The organism is Parafannyhessea sp. LCP19S3_B1, assembly GCF_052121955.1.
Taxonomy (GTDB): Bacteria; Actinomycetota; Coriobacteriia; order Coriobacteriales; family Atopobiaceae; genus Parafannyhessea.
In genome coordinates, this window is sequence record NZ_JBQKDH010000006.1 from 37,666 (window position 1) to 58,882 (window position 21,217).

General features: G+C 68.2%; 15 protein-coding genes. 9 read left to right on the forward strand and 6 right to left on the reverse strand.

What is annotated here, in order from left to right:
• Positions 1–46 precede the first annotated feature (46 nt).
• Positions 47–964: a helix-turn-helix domain-containing protein gene (locus ACTQWE_RS04105; RefSeq protein WP_441855826.1), complete on the reverse strand. Its 918-nt coding sequence runs from the start codon at positions 962–964 to the stop codon at positions 47–49.
• Between the two features lie 115 nt (positions 965–1,079).
• On the opposite strand from ACTQWE_RS04105, the gene ACTQWE_RS04110 reads away from it, so the two are divergent.
• Positions 1,080–2,279, forward strand: a complete 1,200-nt coding sequence (locus ACTQWE_RS04110) for an MFS transporter (RefSeq protein ID WP_441855828.1) — start codon at positions 1,080–1,082, stop codon at positions 2,277–2,279.
• Between the two features lie 1,079 nt (positions 2,280–3,358).
• On the opposite strand, the gene ACTQWE_RS04115 is transcribed toward ACTQWE_RS04110, so the two are convergent.
• On the reverse strand, positions 3,359–4,396 hold the full coding sequence (locus ACTQWE_RS04115; protein WP_441855830.1) for a sensor histidine kinase: 1,038 nt from the start codon (positions 4,394–4,396) through the stop codon (positions 3,359–3,361).
• Between the two features lie 85 nt (positions 4,397–4,481).
• Positions 4,482–5,162: a response regulator transcription factor gene (locus ACTQWE_RS04120; protein ID WP_328804297.1), complete on the reverse strand. Its 681-nt coding sequence runs from the start codon at positions 5,160–5,162 to the stop codon at positions 4,482–4,484.
• Positions 5,163–5,266: 104 nt separating this feature from the next.
• Here ACTQWE_RS04120 and ACTQWE_RS04125 point away from each other — a divergent pair, with 104 nt between their 5' ends.
• The 6 genes from ACTQWE_RS04125 to trmB all read left to right on the forward strand — a co-directional run bounded on the left by ACTQWE_RS04125 (position 5,267) and on the right by trmB (position 13,632).
• Positions 5,267–6,271: an asparaginase gene (locus tag ACTQWE_RS04125; RefSeq protein ID WP_441855832.1), complete on the forward strand. Its 1,005-nt coding sequence runs from the start codon at positions 5,267–5,269 to the stop codon at positions 6,269–6,271.
• 163 nt (positions 6,272–6,434) lie between these two features.
• Positions 6,435–8,102, forward strand: coding sequence for a putative manganese-dependent inorganic diphosphatase (locus ACTQWE_RS04130; protein WP_170103116.1), 1,668 nt, complete (start codon positions 6,435–6,437; stop codon positions 8,100–8,102).
• Between the two features lie 178 nt (positions 8,103–8,280).
• Positions 8,281–8,910, forward strand: coding sequence for a 5'-deoxynucleotidase (yfbR, locus tag ACTQWE_RS04135; RefSeq protein ID WP_441855834.1), 630 nt, complete (start codon positions 8,281–8,283; stop codon positions 8,908–8,910).
• Positions 8,911–9,187: 277 nt separating this feature from the next.
• A complete protein-coding gene (locus tag ACTQWE_RS04140; protein WP_170103114.1) occupies positions 9,188–10,660 on the forward strand; it encodes a radical SAM protein in 1,473 nt (490 codons plus the stop codon).
• A 282-nt stretch (positions 10,661–10,942) separates the two neighbouring features.
• Positions 10,943–12,754 carry an ABC transporter ATP-binding protein gene (locus ACTQWE_RS04145; protein WP_170103113.1) on the forward strand — a complete coding sequence of 604 codons (1,812 nt, stop codon included), beginning with the start codon at positions 10,943–10,945 and terminating at the stop codon, positions 12,752–12,754.
• Positions 12,755–12,777: 23 nt separating this feature from the next.
• The gene (gene trmB / locus ACTQWE_RS04150; RefSeq protein WP_441855837.1) at positions 12,778–13,632 is read left to right on the forward strand and encodes a tRNA (guanine(46)-N(7))-methyltransferase TrmB; all 855 of its coding nucleotides are present in this window, start codon (positions 12,778–12,780) and stop codon (positions 13,630–13,632) included.
• Positions 13,633–13,668: 36 nt separating this feature from the next.
• On the opposite strand, the gene ACTQWE_RS04155 is transcribed toward trmB, so the two are convergent.
• On the reverse strand, positions 13,669–15,321 hold the full coding sequence (locus ACTQWE_RS04155) for a RecQ family ATP-dependent DNA helicase (RefSeq protein WP_441855839.1): 1,653 nt from the start codon (positions 15,319–15,321) through the stop codon (positions 13,669–13,671).
• Positions 15,322–15,505: 184 nt separating this feature from the next.
• Between ACTQWE_RS04155 and ACTQWE_RS04160 the strand changes: the two genes are divergently transcribed.
• Positions 15,506–16,516: an alpha/beta hydrolase gene (locus ACTQWE_RS04160; protein ID WP_441855841.1), complete on the forward strand. Its 1,011-nt coding sequence runs from the start codon at positions 15,506–15,508 to the stop codon at positions 16,514–16,516.
• A 234-nt stretch (positions 16,517–16,750) separates the two neighbouring features.
• Positions 16,751–19,090: a DUF3825 domain-containing protein gene (locus tag ACTQWE_RS04165; RefSeq protein WP_441855843.1), complete on the forward strand. Its 2,340-nt coding sequence runs from the start codon at positions 16,751–16,753 to the stop codon at positions 19,088–19,090.
• Between the two features lie 92 nt (positions 19,091–19,182).
• Here the strand turns inward: ACTQWE_RS04165 and deoC are convergent, their stop codons facing one another.
• Both deoC and ACTQWE_RS04175 read right to left on the reverse strand, forming a co-directional pair.
• On the reverse strand, positions 19,183–19,824 hold the full coding sequence (gene deoC, locus ACTQWE_RS04170; RefSeq protein ID WP_170103109.1) for a deoxyribose-phosphate aldolase: 642 nt from the start codon (positions 19,822–19,824) through the stop codon (positions 19,183–19,185).
• A 183-nt stretch (positions 19,825–20,007) separates the two neighbouring features.
• Complete coding sequence (locus tag ACTQWE_RS04175; protein ID WP_441855845.1) at positions 20,008–21,036, reverse strand: LacI family DNA-binding transcriptional regulator; 1,029 nt, start codon at positions 21,034–21,036, stop codon at positions 20,008–20,010.
• Positions 21,037–21,217: the final 181 nt, after the last annotated feature.

Below are 21,217 nucleotides of genomic sequence, written 5' to 3' on the forward strand. Positions count from 1 at the left end.
CGAAGGCCGGGACGAAGGTTGCGGGCAGGGCTGTCCGGGGCGTGCGTCACGCCCGCGGAGCGGGGTGTGCGGACGCCACCCGCCGGCGCCACTCACGCGGGGTGCAGCCAAAGCGTCCGCGGAAGCGCAGGGAGAAGTTCGACGCGGACCTCATGCCCACGCGACCAGCCACTTGCGCAATCTGCTCGTCCGGGCTTTCCGCGAGGATGCGCGCGGCATGCTCGAGGCGCTGCCCCATGAGATATGCGGAGGGCGTGGTGGAGAGCTCCTCCCTGAAGCACCTGAGCGCCTCGCGCTCGCCGATGCTCGCCGCGCGCGCGATATCGGTCACGCCGATGTCCTCGCCGAGGTGCCCGTCTATGTAGCGACACATCTCGCGCACGCGAGCGACGGCAGCCCTCTCGTGGCCGCCGGCGGCGTCCTCCCCCGCAAGCTCCAGCACGTCGAGGACGAGGTGCGAGAGCGCGGAGCGCACGTCTATCTCGAAGCCGATGCCGCCCGCCTCGAACGCGGCGACCGCCTCCTCTATGCGGGCGCACGCGCGCTGGCCGGCGGGCATCCCCACGGGAAGGACGACGGCGGGATGGGCGTCGTTTCCCACGAGCGGGGCAAGGTACCTGCGCGTTATGGCGAGCGCCTGGCCACCGCCCACGAGGTCCGCCGCGAAGGTGACCGAGCGTATGCGGCACGTGGGCGCGCCCTCGCAGGAGTGGAGCACGTTGCGGTTGACGAACGCGCCGCTGCCCGCGGGAATCACCACCGACCTGCCGGGGACGAGGAGCCGCATGGAGCCCTCGCTCACGACGATGGCCTCGAGCTCCTCGTGCCAGTGCCACGGGACGTCGCAGCCGGGGTCCTGGCTCAAGAGCTCGTCGTAGCCCTCAGCCGGGAAGTCCGGCGATGCGACCTTCACGTCCTCGTGGTCGTCGCTCCCAAGCACGAGGTTGCACCTTGTATAGATCATGGCGCCCTAAATGTCCGATTTGCGATAGTTCTTGGCGCATCCATTGTACATGGCTGTCCGTATCGCGCCTACCATGGCTACGGAAGAAATCACGTTAGAGAAAGGCCCACACCCCATGACACCTGCACTGCTTGCCATAATCTACCTTTCGTTCGTGAGCCTTGGGCTTCCCGACGGCCTGCTGGGCGCCGCCTGGCCCGCCATGCACTCCGACCTGGGGGCCGTCGTTTCTCTTGCGGGCGCGATATCGGTCGTCATCTGCCTGGGGACCATAGTGTCGAGCCTCATGACCGACAGGCTCGTGCGGCGCCTGGGGACGGGCAGGCTCACCGCCGCGTCCGTGGCCATGACGGCCGTGGCGCTGTTTGGGTTCTCGACGTGCACGGCGCTGTGGCAGCTGGTGCTGTGGGCCATCCCGTACGGCCTGGGCGCCGGCGCCGTCGACGCGGCGCTGAACGCGTTTGTGGCGACGCACTACGCGGCGCGCCACATGAACTGGCTGCACTGCTGCTGGGGCATCGGCGCGGCCATGGGACCGACGGTGATGTCCTGGCAGATGGCGGGTCCCGCCGGCTGGCCGGGAGGCTACCGCGTGGTGGGCGTGGTGCAGGTGGCGCTTGTGGCCGCGATCGCGCTGAGCCTGCCGCTGTGGCGCGACCGCGCGGCCGGCACCGACGCGGCCGACGAGGGGCATGGCAGAGACGGCGTGACGCCGGCGCGGCGGGAGCTGCTCCGACGTCCGGGCGTGCCCCAGGCGATGGCGGGCTTCCTGTGCTACTGCGCGCTCGAGTCGTCGTGCGGGCTCTGGGCCTCGACGCTCCTCGTGCTTGGGCACGGGGTTCCCGCCCAGACCGCTGCCCTTCTCGCCTCGCTCTTCTATGTGGGGATCACGGTGGGCAGGCTTCTTTCTGGCGTGCTCACGCTGAGGCTGGACGGAAGGCAGCTGCTGAGGCTGGGCGAGGTCGTCATGGCGCTGGGCCTTGCGACGCTGCTGCTTGCACCAGGCGAGCTTGCGTTGGGCGCGGGGCTCGCGCTGATGGGGCTGGGCTGCGCTCCGATCTACCCGCAGATGATCCAGCTTACGCCCGTGCGCTTTGGCACGGACGGAACGCAGTCGCTCATGGGCATGCAGATGGCGTGCGCGTACGTGGGCTCGATGGCGTTTCCACCGCTCATGGGCCTGGTGATGGAGAGGGTGTCCCCGCTTCTGCTGCCAGTCGTCGCCGCGGTGCTGCTTGTGGTGATGACCGTGAGCCTCACGGTGTGCGACCGCCGCGCGGGAGGTGTCGGCGCGAAGGCGGCGGGCGGCGAGTAGGCGGGCCGCTAGGGGTCTGGGCGGGCCGCTAGGGGTCTGGGCGGGCCGCTAGGGGCCATGCACTCGCCCCTCGCTTGCGTGGACCAGCAAGGTCAGGCCGGGCGCGTGCAGCGGTGCCCAGGCCAAGATGCGCTCCCGGGCACCTTCCCGCGGCTTTGCCAGGACCATCTGACCCGAGTGTTCACGCGTGCCTTTGAGCCTGGCGAGCTGCGCCTTCGCGTGCCGTGGAGAGGGAGCTGGCAACGTCGCGAACCTTGTCGAACACCCCCGGTACACTTCTGCCGCGAGTTTGCGGGGGCGGCGTAAACTCGGGTCCCACGAGTACGCACGAGGCCCGGCGCCGGTACACGTCTGCCGCGAGTTTGCAGCGGGTCCGTAAACTCGGCCCTCACGAGTACGGGCGGCGCTGCGTGCCGGTACACTCCTGCCCCGAGTTTGCAGGCCTGCACGAAACTCGGGGCAGACGAGTACCAGGAGGCGCCTTGGCGGTACACGCCTGCCCCCAGCTCGCGGGAGGCCTGCAAACTCGCCCCTCATGTGTACGGGGGGCACGCCCCGCCGGTACACGTGGGGCAGAAACGCACGGGATCCCGCAAACTCGCGGCCGACGTGTGCCATAAATGTTCTAACCATGGCAAGAACCCGCTGACGTGTACCGGAAAATGCAAACTCGGGCCAGACGTGTACCATGAGGAATTAGTCCAATCCCACATAACACGAGGTAGTTTAGCTGCGCAATCAAAGTCTTAACGAACTACTCGGTACACGTCTGACAGTTCCTGACATGGTTCAACTTTAGATGCTACTCGTCTGGCCCGAGTTTGCGGCTTCCTGTCAAAAGTGCGCCCATGTGTACCCAGTCCGTACACATCTGCCGCGAGCTTGCAGGGACCCTGCAAACTCGGCCGCGAAGTGTACCCGGCCCGGTACACGTCTGACGCGAGCTTGCGCGGACCCGCGAAACTCGGCCTCGACGTGTACGGGCGTGTCAACTCGAGACCCACGTGTACCGGCGGCCGGCACCACGCACCGCCACCGCCAGCGCCGCGCACCAGCGCCGCCGGCGTGCGGCCGCCGCGCTACCTGCCCGAGTCCGGAAACTCGATGCTCACGGTGGTGCCGCGGCCAACCCGGGACGCAAGCGTCACGCGAAGCCCCATCTTCTGACACAGGCTCCGCACCAGGTAGAGGCCTATGCCGGTCGACTTTGCAAAGCGGCGGCCGTTCTGGCCGGTAAAGCCCCTGTCAAACACGCGGTCCACGTCCTCCGCGGGGATGCCGATCCCCTCGTCGGCAATGCTCAGCACCGTCACGCGCGCGTCCGCGTCGCTCAGCCTACGCTCCGCCACAATGCGCAGACGCGCCGGCTCGAGCACGCCGTCCGGCCCCGCGGGCTTGCGGTACTTCGCGGCGTTCACAAGGACCTGCCCAAGCACGAACGTCAGCCACTTCGGGTCGCAGCGGACCTCAAAGTCAAGGTCTCCCAGCTCAGGGGCCATGTGCGCGTCAATCAGCGTCCGAGCGTTCGCCCTCAGGGCGCCGCGCACCAGCTCGCCCAGGTCCACTCTGCGGATGGCGAAGTCGCGGTCGACCGAGGTGCTCCGCGCATAATACAGCGCCTGCTCCGCATATCCCTCTATGCGCACAAGCTCGCGGTCCATGGCGGCCGTCGCGTCGTCGGGATGGTTCTGCGCCACAAGGCGCGCCGCCGCTATGGGGGTCTTCACCTCGTGAATCCACGTCTCCACGTAGTCGCGGTACTCGCGCTGCGCCAGGCGCGCGGCCTCCACCTCGTCCGTCATCGCCTTCGACTCGCGTGCGAGCGCGTCGTACATAAGCCGCCCCTCCAGGGTGGTCGGCCTTCCCACCAGCTCGCTGGCCAGGTACTTGCTGTCAAGCGCGTCCAGCGCCTCGCGCAGCCGGCAGAAAAACTCCCGGCGCCGCAGCCAGTCAAGCAGCAGCCCCACGAGGGCGCACGCGCCCACTATGCACGCTACCTCGCCAAACGCCCGCACGTCCACGCCGTGGGCGAGAAGGGCCAGCCCCGATAGCAGCACCCCGGCCGCCAGGCACAGCACTATCGCGAACCTGTCGACAAGATACGACCAGAAGCTCATGCGTCTTGCGCCCCCTCCTTGCCACGTCCACTGCCCACGCCAAACGTCCCGCGCCCGCAGCTCGCGGTCGCGCCTCGCGCCGGCGCTACAAGACGAGGTAGCCCAGCCCTCGGCGCGTCTGCACAAAGTCGCGCGCGCCTATGGAGCCAAGCGTCTGGCGCAGGTGGCTCACGTTCACGGTCAGCGTGTTGTCGTCCACGAACTCGTCGGTCTGCCACAGCTCCTCCTGGATTCGCTGGCGGCTCACCACCTTGCCGGCGTTGCGCATCAAGAGCGAGAGGATCCTGAGCTCGTTCTTCGTGAGCTCCACGGAGCGCCCGTCCCTCTCCGCCACGCAGCGGTCGCAGTCAAGGCGCACGCCGTCGCGCTCCAGCACGGCAGAACGGTCGGCGCTCCCGTACGTGCGCTGCAGCAGCCGCGCTATGCGCGCAAGCAGCACGGGCGCGTTGTACGGCTTCGCCACGAAGTCGTCCGCGCCAAAGCTCATGCTCAGCAGCTCGTCCATCTGCCCGTCGCGGCTCGTGACCACGATGATGGGCACGTCGGACTCGCGGCGCACCTCGCGGCACACGTACTGCCCGTCCACGCCCGGCAGGTTCAGGTCCAGAAGCACCAGGTCGGCCCCGGCGGCAAGCACCTGCCCCACCACGTCGTCGAACGCCTCGACGGCGCGTGGCTGGTAGCCGTTGTTGCCCAAAAGCGCCACGAGCTCCTCCCTCAGCTTGGGGTCGTCCTCCACCACAAGCAGCCTGTTGTGCACCTGCACTGCCAGACACCCCCTCCAAGAGCGTCGCCAACGGGTCGAATCAGTGTACCATCATGGGTTGTCGCACGGCCTCGCACGGCCAACGGACGAAAGGCGGGACGCCCTTGAAGAACATACTTGTCATGGCCACGGGAGGCACCATCGCGTCGCTGCCCCAGGAAGACGGCCTCGCTCCCGGCCTCACGGGCGAGGAGCTGGTGGAGCGCGTGCCGCTCATAGACCAGCTCTGTCACATCGACGTGGTGCAACCCATGAACATAGACAGCACCAACATGCGCCCGCGCGACTGGATGCGCATCGCGGACGGCCTTGCCGAACGCTACGACGACTACGACGGCTTCGTGGTGCTCCACGGCACGGACACCATGGCGTACACGGCGGCCGCTCTCAGCTACCTGCTGCAGGGAGGCTCCAAGCCCATCGTGCTCACGGGCTCCCAGCAGCCCATGGCCGCGCCGTTCACGGACGCGAGGCTCAACCTGTACCAGAGCCTGCTCGTCGCCACCGACGATGCCGCGTGCGACGTGTGCGTCGTGTTCGGCGGCAAGGTCATCGCGGGCACGCGCGCCCACAAGCAGCGCACCATGAGCTACAACGCGTTCGTGAGCATGAACTTCCCCACCCTGGCCTACGTCAGGGGCGACCGCGTGCTCTGGAGCGGCGGTCGCCCGCCAAGGGAGAAGAACGTCCCATGGCGTCGCTTCCGGGCCATGGACGACCGCGTCATCGTGCTGAGGCTGACCCCGGAGTTCAGGCCGCAGATCTTCTCGCTCCTGAAAGACGACTACGACGCCATCATCCTGGAGACCTTCGGCATCGGCGGCATCCCGGACTACGACGACGGGGCGTTCCGGCGCGCGATCTTCGACTGGGTGGACTCCGGCCGCACGCTAGTGCTGACGACGCAGGTGCCGGAAGAGGGGCTCGACCTGGGCGTGTACGAGGTGGGCCGCGCGTACTCCAACCACCCCGGCATCCTGAAGGGGGCGGACATGTCCACGGAGGCGCTCGTCGCCAAGACCATGTGGGCGCTGGGCCAGTCCAAGGACCCGGACCGGGTGCGCGAGCTCTTCGTGCGGCCCGTGAACCACGACCGCGCGGAGCCGTAGCGTCCCGCCCGCGCCGCCGGCCCCGCGCACGGTGCCGTCTATATGCAGTTGGTGTCCCGTGGCCGATCTTCCCGCCCACGCAGGGAACTTGTGCCATGATGATGAGTCACGCAGTAGGAAATGAACACGGTTTGATGTTCATTTGACGTTAAGGAGTCAAACAATGCCCGAGGCCATCCGCAAGGTCAACGTCATCGGTCACCTGCATCCCGACACAGACAGCATCTGCTCTGCCATCGCGTATGCGTACCTCAAGAACCAGATCAGCGACATCGAGTACGAGCCCCGTCGCGCCGGCGCCATCAACCGCGAGACCGCGTTCGCGCTCAAGACCTTCGGCTTCGAGGAGCCCGAGCTCATCACGAGCGTCGCCCCGCAAATCAAGGACACGCAGATCTCCAAGCAGCGCAGCATCGAGGCGGACACCTCGCTCTTCTCGGCGTGGAACCTCATGCGCGACCTCAAGACCAGCACCCTGTGCATCACGGACGAGAAGAACGACCTCCTTGGCCTGATCGCGGTGAAGGACATCGCGAGCGCCAACATGGACATCTTCGACACCGCCATGCTGTCCAACGCCAAGACGCTGTACTCCAACGTGCTCGACACGCTGAAGGGCACCATGGTGCTGGGCGACCCCGCAGACCGCATCTGCCAGGGCAACATCCGCATCGGCACCACGCCCGAGATGATGGAGGGCAACATCGAGAAGGGCGACATCGTCCTGGTGACCAACCGCTACGAGACCCAGCGCTACGCGGTCGAGGCCGGCGCGAGCTGCCTGGTGGTCTGCAACGGCGCCTCCGTGTCCGAAGTGGTGATCGAGGCCGCGAAGGCAAACGGCTGCACCGTGCTCACCACCCCGTACGACACGTACTCCGCCGCGCGCCTCATCCCGATGGCGACGCCGGTCTCCGCCGAGATGCTTCCCGAGGACAAGGTCCTGCGCTTCTCGGTCAACACGTCCGTGGACGACGCCCTGAAGGTCATGGCGAACTCGCAGCACCGCTTCTTCCCCGTGATGGACGAGGACGGCCAGTACGTGGGCGTCGTGAGCTCGCCCAACATGATCAACGTGAACAAGAAGCACGTGATCCTGGTGGACCACAACGAGCGCAGCCAGGCGGTGAGCGGCCTGGAGCGCGCCGAGATCATGGAGATCATCGACCACCACCGCATCGGCACGATCGAGACGAGCTCCCCCGCGTACTTCCGCAACGAGCCCGTTGGCTGCACCAACACCATCCTCTTCAGCATCTTCCAGGAGAAGGGCGTCGAGATCCCGCAGAACATCGCGGGCCTCATGCTTTCCGCCATCCTGTCTGACACGCTGGCGTTCCGCTCCCCCACCTGCACGGAGCGCGACAAGTACGCCGGCCGCGAGCTCGCGAAGATCGCAGGCGTGGACATCGACGAGTACGCGGACGCGATGTTTGACGCCGGCGCGGACCTGACGGGCCGCACCGCCGAGGAGGTCTTCAACTCTGACTTCAAGGTCTTCTCGCGCGGGCACGCACGCTTTGGCGTGGGCCAGGGCAGCTTCATGACGGAGTCCAGCCGCAAGGCGGCCGAGGCGCTCGTGGGCCCGTACCTGAAGGAGGGCGCAGCGGCGAACGACATCCCGATGGTGTTCTACATGTTCACGGACGTGAAGACCCAGACGACCGAGATGCTGTACTGGGGCGCCAACACCGACCAGATCGTTGCGCGCACGTTTGGCGTGACCCCGGTCGACGGCATCGCGACGCTGCCCGGCGTCGTGAGCCGCAAGAAGCAGGTCATCCCACCCCTGATGACGACGCTCCAGGACATGGACGAGGAAGACGAGTAGCGCCCGCCAGCGCAGGCCAGACAAAGGCAGCGCGGCCCTGCAAGGGAGACGCAACGCATCGCATGGCCACGCACCCAGCCGGCCGGATAGGTCTGATCGACCGTCCGGCCGGCTCTTTGTGTCCATGACCCGCGCTAGACTTGTGCAAGTTCGTCGGACACGACTCGCGGGAGGTCACATGGAGGCAGGCGACGCCACGCTCGAGGAGTCGAGCTTCTTCGCACTCGTATCGAGGATGAAGTACATAGAGCGCTGGGCACTCATGAGGAGCACCCGCCCGGAGAACCTCTCGGAGCACTCGCTCGAGGTCGCGGTGATCGCCCACGCGCTCGCGACCATCGCGAACGTGCGCTACGGGCGTTCGCTCGACGCGGGTAGGGCGGCTCTCATGGGGATGTTCCACGACGCGTCGGAGATCATCACCGGCGACATGCCCACGCCCGTTAAGTACGCGAACGGACAGATTCGCGACGCGTACAAGGACGTGGAGGCCAACGCGGAGCAACGCCTTCTGGACGAGCTGCCACAGGACCTCGCCCCCGCGTACCGTCAGATCCTCTGCCCCGCGGCCAGCGACGCCGCAGACGGGGACGAGGCGTACCTGCGCGGTCTCGTGAAGGCGGCAGACAAGCTGTCCGCCCTGATAAAGTGCCTGGACGAGACCCATGCGGGCAACGCCGAGTTCAGGAGCGCGCAGGCGACGACGCAGGCGACGGTAGACGCCATGGCTGCGGACCATCCCGAGGTGGCGGACTTCGTGGAGCAGTTCCTTCCGCCTTTTGGCAAGACCCTCGACGAGCTGCTATAGGCGCCTCGGGCGAGAAGGGCCACCAAGCGGGTGCGAGCCAATTCGTGCGTTATTGTACAGATTAGCTCGAATCTGTCTTGTTTTGAACGAATGTGACCGCTTCAGTTCAATTTTGACCCCGTTTTAAAAAAGAATGGGACTACCTTCCCCAAAAGGCTAGAATCCCACCAATGGGAAGATTGGGGCGCATACGCGCCCCGCTCGAGGCAGCCGCGACGCCAGGACGACGTACATGCAATCTCGCCCGCGCCACGGCCAGAGAGGTTGGTGGATTCTCATGCAGAACAAGCTGGCGCATGCGGCGGAGCGCAAGGCGTTCTCCGTCGTGCTGGACAAGGCGATCGACGCCGTCCGCGGCGACCATCCCGAGGAGGCGATCGAGAAGTTCCTGGACATGGGACAGAAGATGCTCTCTGGCACCGCGCCCGACATGGCGAAGTCGCTGCGCGAGGCGTTCTACCCCGGCTCCAAGTGGGAGAACATGGTCATCGACATGGCGCGCAGGATCGACCCCAACATCCTGCACACGGCGCTTCTGAACGGCGCGTACGAGGCGGCGTTCCGCGGCCTGCGCGAGACCACGATCTCTGCCCAGAAGAACCAGTGCAACGTGCCCTGGATCATCATCTTCGACCCCACGAGCGCGTGCAACATGCACTGCGTGGGCTGCTGGGCCGCCGACTACTCGAAGTCGCTCAACCTCACGTACGACGAGATGGACTCCCTCGTGAAGCAGGCCAACGACCTTGGCTGCCACTGGTTCTTCATGACCGGCGGCGAGCCCATGGTGCGTTGGAAGGACATCGTGAAGCTGGCCGAGAAGCACAACGACTCGCTCTTCAGCCTCTACACCAACGGCACCCTCATCAACCAGCAGGTCTGCGACGACTGCAAGCGCCTGGGCAACGTGCTGTTCTCCGTGTCGCTCGAGGGCTCGAAGGAGGCGAACGACGGCCGCCGCGGCGAGGGCGACTACGACAAGGTCATGGCCGCGTTCGACCTCATGAAGGCCAACGGCATCCCGTTTGGCGTCTCCACGGCGTACACCCGCGCCAACGTCGAGGCCGTCACCTCTGACGAGTACTACGACATGCTCATCGAGAAGGGCGCGCTCTGGGCCTGGTACTTCCACTACATGCCCGTGGGCGAGGGCGCGAACGCCGACCTCATGCCCACGCTGGAGCAGCGCCAGTACATGATCAAGCGCATCCGCGACGTGCGCGCCTACGACGGCGGCAAGCCCATCATGGTGATGGACTTCCAGAACGACGGCGAGTTCGTGGGCGGCTGCATCGCCGGCGGCCGCGTGTTCTGCCACATCACGGCCCGCGGCGACGTGGAGCCGTGCGTCTTCATCCACTACTCCAACGCGAACATCAAGGAGCAGAGCCTGCTGGAGTGCCTGAAGCAGCCGCTGTTCCAGCAGTACCGCGCCAACTGGCCGTGGAACGACAACATGCTGCGCCCGTGCCCCATGCTCGAGAACCCCGAAGTGCTGCCGAAGATGGTCCACGCCGCGAACGCGAAGTCCACGGAGTACGTCACGCCGGAGAGCGTCGACCACCTGTGCGCCCGCACCGCGGAGTACGCGAAGGCCTGGGCGCCCGTGGGCGACAGGATCTGGCTGGAGGAGCACCCCACCGGCAAGAAGGTCTACGAGGACGACATCTCCATGATGCCCGTCGACCAGAAGGGCAAGATCCTCGAGGAGGAGGACGAGAAGGGCTTCACCGTCACGCTCGACGACTAAGGTCCGCGCGTCCTTCTCGCCCGCGGGCGAGGCTGGCGGCGTTGGCCGCACCGTCCCCTCCACCATGCACCAATTTCACGCACCCGGCGCCCGCAGATGCTGCGGACGCCGGGTCCCTTTTGCGCCGCGCCCTCCCGTGCGCCGCGCCCTTGCGCCCTGATGGGTTATTCGTATGCGTACCTGCGACTCCGCGGGCGTGGGCTATGATGGTTCACCGGCCGCCGCCTGGCGGCCCCACACCCGTCACACCTAGGCGGCCACGCACCGTGGCTTGGAGGAAGCATGCAGGACACCCGCACGGCCAGACAAGACGCACAAGAGCGGAAGGGCGCGGCCAGGCTCTCCACCGCCGCCCTCATGAGGCGCTTTTTGGGCTACTACCAGGGGCAGATGCACCTGTTCGTGGGCGACATCGCGTGCGCCGTCGTGGTCGCGGGCATCGACCTCGCGTTCCCGCAGATCCTGCGCACGCTCACGGGCGGCCTGTTCACCCAGGGGGCGAGCGCCATCCTCGGCGCGCTGGGGTACCTGGCGGCCGGCCTCGTGGCGCTGTACGCCGTGCGCTTTGCGTGCCGCTACTTCGTGGCGTACTGGGGACACGTGATGGGCGCCCGCATGGAGAGCCGCATGCGCGAGGACCTGTTTGACGCCTACCAGCGCATGAGCTTCTCGTTCTTCGACCGCAACAAGTCCGGCGACCTCATGAGCCGCCTGGTGAGCGACCTGTTTGACATCAGCGAGACCGCCCACCACGGCCCGGAGTTCCTGCTCATCGGCGCGGTTGAGATCGTGGGCTCGTTCGTGATCCTGGGGTTCGTGAACGTGCCGCTCACGCTGGTGCTCGCGGCGGTGCTCGCGGTGCTGACCGCGTACAACCTCCGCGCGAACCTGCGCATGAAGGCGATCTTCCGCGAGAACCGCGTGCGCATATCCGGCGTGAACTCGCGCGTGGAGGACAGCCTCGCCGGCATCCGCGTGGTGAAGGGCTTTGCCGCGGAGGACGTTGAGAAGGACAAGTTCCGCACCAGCAACGACGCGTACCTGGACTCCAAGGTGCGGATGTACCGCGCCATGGGCACGTACCAGGCCGGCATCGCCGCGCTCATGGGCGCGCTGTACACCGTGATCGTGTGCCTGGGCGGCTGGCTCATCGCAAGGGGCCAGATGCAGCCGCAGGACCTTGCGACGTTTGCGCTGTACATCACGCTGTTCACCACCCCGATCGACAACATCCTGAACTTCACGGAGACGTTCCAGAAGGCCATCGCGGGATTCCGCCGCTTCGAGGAGATGCTGGTGGCGGAGCCGGACGTCAAGGACGCGCCGGGAGCACGGCCGCTTGCCGTCACCCGTGGCGCCATCAGCTACCGGGGCGTGCACTTCTCGTACGACGAGGGCCCCGAGGTACTGCACGGGCTCGACCTCACCGTAAGGCCCGGGAGCACGGTGGCGCTCGTGGGCCCGTCCGGCGGCGGCAAGTCCACCATCTGCGCCCTTCTCCCCCGCTTCTATGACGTGCAGGCGGGGTCCGTCTTGATCGACGGGCAGGACGTGCGCGACGTCACCGTGCGCAGCCTGCGCCAGGCCATAGGCATCGTGCAGCAGGACGTGTACCTGTTTGACGGCACGATCGCGGAGAACATCGCGTACGGCCGGCCGGACGCCACCGCGGGCGAGATCCGCGAGGCGGCGCGCAAGGCGAACATCGAGGAGTTCGTGGAGTCGCTTCCCGACGGGTTCGAGACCATGGTGGGCGAGCGCGGCGCGCGCCTTTCCGGCGGGCAGAAGCAGCGCATCGCCATCGCGCGCGTGTTCCTGAAGGACCCGCAGGTGCTCATTCTGGACGAGGCGACCTCCGCGCTTGACAACGAGAGCGAGCGGGCGGTGCAGCGCTCGCTGGCACGGCTCTCGCACGGACGCACGACCATCGTGATCGCGCACAGGCTCTCGACCATCAAGGGCGCGGACGAGATCGTGACCATCGACCACGGTCGCGTGGCCGAGAAGGGCACGCACGACGAGCTGCTGGCACGCGGCGGGACGTACGCCCGCTACTATCGCATGCAGTTTGGCGACGGGCACGCGCAGGACTGACAAAACGACAGGAAGGCAACCCCATGCACGCCCTTCACGCAAGGCTACCGAAGAACTTCGTGCTCGAGGAGCGGCTCGAGCGCTACGCGGACTCCATAGAGGCGAGCCCCGCCACCTACGCGGGACGCTGGGCGGAGGCCTGCCACCCGCTAAACGCGGCGTCGCCGCACGCGCGCTACGACCGCGTGGTGCTGGACATGGGCTGCGGCAAGGGAGCCTCGACCGTGGAGGCGGCCAAGCGCGAGCCGGGCACGCTGTTCGTGGGCGTGGACCTGGAGCCGATCTGCATTGCGTACGCGGCTCAGCGGGCGCAGGAGGCCGGGGCGGCGAACGCGGTGTTTGCGCCCGGCGTGGCCAGCAAGCTGGAGCAGTACTTCTCGCCCGGCGAGCTGAGCCAGGTGATCCTGAACTTCCCCACGCCGTTCCCGCGCAAGAAGGAGGCGTGGCAGCGCCTGACGCACGCGGACAACCTGGTGCGCTACCGGCGCCTGCTGGCCCCGGGCGGCGTGGTGACGCTGAAGACGGACAGCTCCCCGCTGTGGGAGTTCACGCGCGGGCAGCTGGCGCTTGCCGGCTTCCGCACGCTGTGGGAATCCACGGACGCGCGCCTTGAGCGGCCCGACGACCCCATGAGCTGGTACGAGTGCCGGCTGAGTGCGCAGGGGGCGAAGGTCCTGGCCATAGAGGCGACGCCGGACCCCGTGCGCGAGCCCGACCTGGACGCGGACGGCCACGTGCGCCAGACCATGCCGCTGAGCCTTGTGGACTACCTTCCGGACGACCTGGAGCACATGGACTACATTCCCCATGGCATGCAGGGCACCGTCATCAACCTGAGAAACCTTGCCCGCAAGGGGCACTTCGACCGACATCTGTAGCGCGGGCGCCGCGGGGTTGACCGGGGCAGCCGCGCGCTAGGAGCGGGCGATCTCCTCCAGGAACGCATCGCCGTAGCGCTCGAGCTTCGTGGTGCCGACACCCGGCACCTGGAGCAGCGCCTCCCGGTCGCGGGGCTTCCGCCGGACCATGGCCCTCAACGTCGCGTCGTTGAATATCAGGTACGGGGGCACGCCCCTCTCGCCCGCAAGGCGCTTGCGCAGGGCGCGCAGGCGCTGGAACAGCTCCTCGTCGCCGTCCGCGGCAACGTAGTCGAGCGCCTCCTCGCGCGCGGAGGCGCGGTGACGGGAGCGGGTGCGCGCGCCGTCGAGGGCGCCGCCGTCGCCGTCGTAGGCGGCGTGGCCAAACGCGTGCGACGTCGCGGCGGGCGCGAGGTAGCGATCCGGCGAGGCGCCCGTGCAGACGGAGCACGAGCCGCAGCTTTGCGGCAGCGCGGACACGTCCTGCCCAAAGTACGAGAGGATGCGCCGGCGCAGGCACGTGGTGCTCTGGGCGTAGTCGATCATGTGGTTGAGAAGGGCGCGGCGCGAGCGCTCGAGGCGCTGCCGCTCTGCGGCGGGCGTGGAATCCGGGAGGTCGTCGCGGTCGATGAGGAAGCGGCACGTGCGGATGTCGCCACGGCTCCACAGCAGGTAGCACTCCGCGGGCTCGCCGTCGCGGCCGGCGCGACCCGCCTCCTGGTAGTACTCCTCCAGCGAGAGCGGCAGGCCGCAGTTCACGACGAAGCGCACGTTGGACTTGTCGATCCCCATGCCGAAGGCGTTCGTGGCGACCATCACGCGCGCGTCGTCCATCACGAAGCGGCGCTGGGCCTCCTCGCGGGCGTCCGCCTCGTAGCCGGCGTGGTAGGACACGGCGGCCACGCCGGATTCGCGCAGCGCCTGGGCGAGCTCGTCCACCCTCTTGCGCGTGGTGGCGTACACGATGCCGGACTCGTCCGGATGCGCGGCGGCGTAGGCGCACACCCAGCGCACGCGCTCCTTTGGCTTGAGCTCGAAGCTTGCGAAGCTGAGGTTGGGTCGGTCGAAGCCGGTGACCGTGACCTGCGGGTCTTCGAGGCCGATGAGCGACACCACGTCGCGACGCACGCGCTCCGTCGCCGTTGCGGTGAGCGCCACGACGGGCGGGCGCGCGGGGAGGCCCGCCACGAAGTCCGCGATGCCGGTGTATGCGGGGCGGAAGTCCTGCCCCCACTGGCTGACGCAGTGGGCCTCGTCCACGGCGAGGAGCGGCACGCGCACGCGTGCGGCAAACGCACGGAACGAAGGGTCTGCCAGGCGCTCCGGCGCGACGTACATGAGGTCGTACCAGCCGTCGAGCGCGCGGGCCATGACGACGGCCTGCTGGCGCGGCGTGAGGCTTGAGTTGAGGTAGCTGCCGCGGATGCCCGCCTCGCGCAGGCCGCGGACCTGGTCTCCCATGAGCGAGATGAGCGGGGACACCACGATGGTGAGCCCGCGCATGAGTGCGGCCGGCACCTGGTAGCAGACGCTCTTGCCCGCGCCCGTGGGCATGACGGCGAGCGCGTCCCTTCCCGCGAGCACGGCGCGGATGACCTCGGCCTGGCCCGGCCTGAAGCTGGCGTAGCCAAAGTGGCGCGCGAGCGCCGCCTCCGCGTCCGCCATGGTGGGCGCGTCGAACTTGGGAGGCGGATCCTGACGTGACGCCATGTGCTTCTCCCCCCGACCGCTTGCGGAATTTGCCGACACACCACGTTAGCACGGCAGACGCAAGGGCGTGTTGGCAATGCGCAGCTAGGCGCACGCGCGCTGGCGCGCTGGCCGCCGGATGCGCCGACTGCGGCCGCGGCGCGTGGGGTAGACTAGAGGACATGTATAGAAGATTGGAGCCCGCATGAAGAAGACCACCAAGACCATACTCTCCGTCACCGGGGCCATCGCGGGTGCCGCTGCCGCAGCGGGCGGCTTCGAGCTGTGGTCCCGCTCGAAGTTTGGGCGCTCGGGCGTCGCGACCGCGATGGAGGGCGCGCTGCGCGCCACGGGCTTTCGCAACGTCGTGCTTGGCCAGGACCTTGGACGCTACGACGACTTCATCGAGAAGAGCCGCATTGCCAACGAGCAGGAGTACCACATTCCGTCGTGGCTGCACCTGAGGTCGCTGGTGTTTGACGAGACGTCCCACGGCATGAAGGTCTACCACGTGGGGACGACCGGCAAGAACGAGCACGCCGTCCTGTACCTGCACGGCGGCGGGTACGTGAGCCAGATCACGCCCGCGCACTGGCACTTTGTGGACAAGCTGTGCCAGGAGACGGGCGCGGAGATCGTGGTGCCGATCTACCCGCTGGCGCCGGAGCACGACTACGACGAGTCGTACACCCAGCTCACCACCGTGTACAAGAACCTGTGCAAGCGCTACGGCGCGGACGCCATCACGCTGATGGGCGACTCCGCCGGCGGCGGCCTTGCGCTGGGCCTGGCGGAGAGCCTGCCGCAGTACAACCTTGAGCAGCCCGCGAACCTGGTGCTCATTAGCCCGGAGCTCGACCTGTCGATGCGCAACCCCAAGATCCGCGACTACTTTGACGCGGACCCGGTGCTTGCCCCGTGGGGCATGGCCCAGATGGGCGACCTGTGGGCCGACGGGGACGAGATAGAGAACTTCCGCCTGAGCCCCATAAACGGCGACGTGAGCGCCCTGCGCAACGTGCTGCTGCTTGCCGGCACGCGCGAGATCTACTATCCCGACTGCGCGGAGCTCGCCCAGAAGCTGATCACCGCGGGCGTGCGGTCCGACATGGTGATCGGCCAGGGCATGAACCACGACTGGCCGCTGCTGCCCATACCGGAGGCACGCAAGGCCCGCAGGCGCATTGCGGAGTGCGTCCTGCGCAAGGTGAACTAGGCACCGGGGCCGGCACGCGACGTGCCGGCCCGCACAATGCCGCACGCGGCCGTCGCTCGCACGGGCGACGCGGTTTCGTGCGGCACGGGATGGCGCGCACGGCGCCGTGGCCGCCCGCCGGCCGCACGCGCCCGCATGCGACGCCCCAGCACAAACGAACCACCGCACCGCTCAAACACACCAACCGCGCCGGGACCCGCTCCCCCCGCGAAAACCATAGGAAGGTCCGCCACCATGTCCAGAATCACCGCAGGCAACCGCCTGTACCTGTACCGCCTCTTCAAGAACCAGATCGGGACCGGAAGGCAGGAGCGCATACAGCGCTTCGAGGAGGTGCTGGCAGCAGACGACATAGCCCCGGACGACCTTGACTGCAAGGACGTGACGGAGCTGCTGGGCGCCCTGGACGACATGATGAAGCTGACCGTGTTCAAGAAGGGCCGCACGTACGCGACGCTGCTGGCGAGCCCGGAGCTGGACGCCGCGCTTGCCGCGGCCGAGGCCCCCTCCGCGCAGAAGAAGGCCGTGCAGAACGGCAAGTCCTGGAAGCGCAAGAAGTCGGCAAAGGTGGCAAAGCCCGCAAAGCCCCGCCACAAGAAGCCGAGGCAGGCGCCAAAGGCAGAGCCGGAGCCCGTGGCGAAGGCTGCCGCGCAGCACGCGGAGGAGCCGGCAAGCCCGACGGGCGAGAAGGACGAGGCGCCGCTGCCGCAGCACGCACCCGCTGCCGAGGGCGAGGCGACGTCCGCAGAGGCCTCCCCGACGGAGGCGACGTCCTCCGACGCGACGCCCGCGACCGCCGCGTCGGACCACGAGGGCATCAGGCTCACGATCACGTACGACCCCACGACCAAGACGGACGCAGCCGCTGCAACGCCGCAGGCGGAGCCCATGCCAGAGCCCAAGCCGGAAGCCGCGCCGCAGGCGGAGCCCATGCCAGAGCCCAAGCCGAAAGCCGCGCCGCAGGCGGAGCCCGAGCCGCAGCCCGCCCCCGCCGCGCAGCCGCCCGCGGGCGAGAAGAGCCCGGACGCCGCGGCCGAGGCCGCGCCTGAGCCCAAGGCCGCGCCCGTGGTCGAGGACGCCCCGTCCATCTCGCTCACCATCACCTACGACCCGACGCAGGACGAGGAGCCCGTGCCCGAGGGGTCGCTGCCCGCGGAGGGAAGCTTCTCGTTCGAGGACCAGCATTCCGCCGTGCCCGCGCGCCCCGTACCGCAGGCGCGCGACGTCGCGACGCAGCCGGAGGGCCCCGCCCTCAGCGCCCAGTCAGACCTGCCGCAGACCATATCGCTCGACGTCCATTGCAAGGACGAGTTCCTGCGCGCGCTGTACCAGATGCTGCCGCTTGACGTGGACGTCATGGGCGTGCTGGACGAGGACTGGAGCGTCGCCCGCTCGACGGCGCTTCTGACCGGCACGCGCAGCCGCGTGACCTTCCCCCTGCGCTACCTGCACGAGGACGACGGCACGCCCGTCACCATCACGCTGAAGCGTTCCGCCAAGGCCAGCGCCGGCAAGCGCTGGAGCATCAGCTGCATCGACGGCGACGACGGCACGGGCGCCATGCACGAGCCCGTGGGAATCGAGGGCCTGCCCACGGTGGACGAGGGCGCGTGGAGCGAGCTTTCCGGCCCGGCGCGCGGCACCACCGCCACGAGCCCCATCCGCGAGCTCGCGCGCTTTGCGATGGTGGGCTCGTGGGAGTCCTACCTCGGCGCGCTCGCTACCATGGCGGCGCCGGAGCACTGGGACTTCCCCGGCGAGGGCGTCGGCAGGCCCAGCCGCTACGGCATCCTGCGCGAGTACCTGTGCGTCACGTTCCACCGCGCCATGGCGCAGGGCCTGGTGGCACAGGCGGCCGACGGCTCGCTCGCCGCGTTCGACACCGGGCTCTTCACCCCGTTCGGCCAGGACATCTACGCGTGCTTCGCGCCCAACAGGGGCGACATCCGCTGGAAGTCCGCCGGGTTCTGCGTCGCGGGCTCCGGCGAGCTGGGCGGCGAGCTCGTGGCGAAGCTCGACCCCCTGCCCCGACCCGTAAGCTACCTGCGCGACCTGGGCGACGTTACGCCGGATACCAGCCGCCTGGCCGTGCTGGACACGGACGCCATCCTCACGCACCGTCTGGGCGTGCTGCCCCGCGCGTTCCTGGAGGACGAGCTGCAGGCGTCGCCAACGGCGCGCGACCTGCTGGCAAAGGCCATGGCGCAGGAGGGCACCCCCGCGGGCGAGAAGGACCTGGCCCTACTTGCGCGCGCCATCAAGTCCGATCCTGGCCTGTATCGCAGGCTCGGCCGCGCGCTGGACGAGGCGCTCGCCCTCACGCTGTGCCGCGTTCGCGCGAGCTATCGGATCGCGGCGCCCGCGTACGACCCCACGACGGACTCCATCAGGCTGCTGCTGCCGCTGTGCCTGGTGAGCGACTCGCAGGCGGACTGCGCGCTCGTGCTTGCGCCGCAGCCCTCTGGCAACTACCAGGGCATCACCATCATGAGCCTGGACCGCGCCCGCGTGTGCGCCCGCGTCATCAGCGCGGAGCAGCCGGCATGGCTTGGACGCACCGCCGCGCAACAGTAGCACGCGACGCCCACAAGAGGCGTCGGACAAGACAGACGCAGGGGGCCGCCCGCGATGGACGGCCCCCTGCCTTTTGGCTTTGTGATGCCCGACTACTCCGTGCAGATCGCGACGGACGCGCTCGCGCCAATGCGGTCCGCGCCGGCGGCGATCATGGCAAGGGCGTCCTCGCGCGTGTGGATGCCGCCCGCGGCCTTAATCTTCAGGCGGTCTCCCACCGTGCGCTTCATGAGCTCCACGTCGTGCACGGTGGCACCACCGGTGCTGAAGCCGGTCGAGGTCTTCACGAACGCCGCCCCGGCGGCCTCGGCGCACTTGCACGCGCGCACGATCTGGTCGTCGTCCAGCAGGCAGCACTCCAGGATCACCTTCACGGGGTGTCCCTGCGCCGCCTCCACCACGGCGGCGATGTCCTTCGTGCAGTACTCGTCGTCGCCGCTCAGCAACCTGCCCACGTTCAGCACCATATCAATCTCCGTGGTGCCGTCCTCCACAGCCTGCCTGGCCTCCGCCACCTTTCCGGCGGTGCTGCATGCGCCCAGCGGAAAGCTGATGCACGTGGTGATGCCCACGCCGGAGCCCTTCAGTCGCTCCGCCGCAAATGCCGTCCACGTGCCGTTGATGGACACGGTCTTGAAGTGGTACTCGCGTGCCTCGTCGCACAGCTTTCCCAGCTGCTCCTGCGTGGCGTTCTGCTTCAGCAGCGTGTGGTCCATGTACTGGTTGAGCTCCATCCTGCGCTTCCCTTCCGTCGCGTTCGCTCCTGTGGGTAATCGTTTACTCACCTGTGTCGCTTGACAGCGTAAACGCTTACTCATCCCATGTCAACATCGCCGGCCCAAAGGTCGCGCACTTATCGCCCAGCGCACTTCTCGCCCAGCGCGCCGCACTTGTCCGCGGCAGCACCTGCGCCGGCGCTATGCCACGCCCTGTCCGCGCATGGTGGACTCGCGTCGCACCAGGCGCACGGGCACCAGCTCGTGGCGGCCCTGCCCAAGCTCCCCCGCTATCATCTGCAGCATGATCTGCGCGGCCAGGCTGCCTATGCGCTCCGGGTCCTGCGCGATGGTCGTCAGCGGCGGGCGGCCAAACCGCGCCAGCAGGATGTCGTCGTGGCCCACCACGGCAACGTCCTGCGGCACGCGCACGCCGCGCTCGCGCAGCGCCTCCAGCGCACCCATGGCCAGACGGTCCGTCTGGGCAAACACGCCGTCGAACTCGAGCCCCGCGTCCAGGGCCGCCGCCACGGCGTCGTGGCCAGAGGGAAAGTCCGTCGCGGGCGGGTGGATCACGCGCCTTCCGTCCAGGGGCACGCCCAGGCGCGCAAGCTCCTGCGCAAAGCTGCGCGTACGCACCTCCGTCACGGGAAAGCCGGCCGTCGCCGTCAGCACCATCGGGCGCGTGCAGCCGCAGCGCGCAAGCTCCTGCGCGGCAAGCCGCCCGCTGGCCACGTTGTCGCTCATCACGGAGCTGACGTTGGGGCCAAGGCCGCCCTTGGGCACCTCGCGGTCGATGTAGAGCGTGGGCACGTCGCGGCGCACGGCCGCGCGCACGTCCTCCAGGCTGTTTGCGCTCACGATGCCCGACACGCGCTGCGCCGCAAGCGACGCGTGGCACTGGCGTTCCATGTCAGGGTCGTGGTTGGTGTTGTAGATCACGATGGAGAGCCCCGCCGCAAACAGCCCCGCCTGCAGCGTCACGATCATGCGCGAGAAGAACTCGTTGCTTATGTTGGGCACGATCACGCCCACGGCGTCCGCGCGCTGCTGGCGCAGGCCGCGCGCCAGCTGGTTGGGCTGGTAGTGCAGGCGCTCGATCGCCTCGCGCACGCGCGCCTCCGTCTGGGCGGAGAACCGGCCGTTGTGGTTGATCACGCGCGACACCGTCGCGACGGAGACGCCCGCGGCACGGGCCACCTCCCTCACCGTCACGCGCGAGCCTGCCATGCGTCCTCCCCTCCCGCGCGGCACCGCGCCGCGCCCCCCTCATGGTAGGGCAAGCGCCGCCGACACGTTCCCGCGGCGCGCCCCAGCGGAAGGCAAACGTTTAAATTGCGCTACAAAACGACGTGGCGCGGCACTTCTCGCCCAGTCGGGCGCAAGAAAGCCGCTAGACTAGGGGCGCATG

Coding starts and splice junctions, on each gene's coding strand:
- ACTQWE_RS04175 (WP_441855845.1), bottom strand. CDS start 21,036: ATGGCAGGCTCGCGCGTGACGGTGAGGGAGGTGGCCCGTGCCGCGGGC.
- ACTQWE_RS04110 (WP_441855828.1), top strand. CDS start 1,080: ATGACACCTGCACTGCTTGCCATAATCTACCTTTCGTTCGTGAGCCTT.
- ACTQWE_RS04140 (WP_170103114.1), top strand. CDS start 9,188: ATGCAGAACAAGCTGGCGCATGCGGCGGAGCGCAAGGCGTTCTCCGTC.
- ACTQWE_RS04115 (WP_441855830.1), bottom strand. CDS start 4,396: ATGAGCTTCTGGTCGTATCTTGTCGACAGGTTCGCGATAGTGCTGTGC.
- yfbR (WP_441855834.1), top strand. CDS start 8,281: ATGGAGGCAGGCGACGCCACGCTCGAGGAGTCGAGCTTCTTCGCACTC.
- ACTQWE_RS04130 (WP_170103116.1), top strand. CDS start 6,435: ATGCCCGAGGCCATCCGCAAGGTCAACGTCATCGGTCACCTGCATCCC.
- ACTQWE_RS04160 (WP_441855841.1), top strand. CDS start 15,506: ATGAAGAAGACCACCAAGACCATACTCTCCGTCACCGGGGCCATCGCG.
- ACTQWE_RS04105 (WP_441855826.1), bottom strand. CDS start 964: ATGATCTATACAAGGTGCAACCTCGTGCTTGGGAGCGACGACCACGAG.
- ACTQWE_RS04155 (WP_441855839.1), bottom strand. CDS start 15,321: ATGGCGTCACGTCAGGATCCGCCTCCCAAGTTCGACGCGCCCACCATG.
- trmB (WP_441855837.1), top strand. CDS start 12,778: ATGCACGCCCTTCACGCAAGGCTACCGAAGAACTTCGTGCTCGAGGAG.
- ACTQWE_RS04165 (WP_441855843.1), top strand. CDS start 16,751: ATGTCCAGAATCACCGCAGGCAACCGCCTGTACCTGTACCGCCTCTTC.
- ACTQWE_RS04145 (WP_170103113.1), top strand. CDS start 10,943: ATGCAGGACACCCGCACGGCCAGACAAGACGCACAAGAGCGGAAGGGC.
- deoC (WP_170103109.1), bottom strand. CDS start 19,824: ATGGAGCTCAACCAGTACATGGACCACACGCTGCTGAAGCAGAACGCC.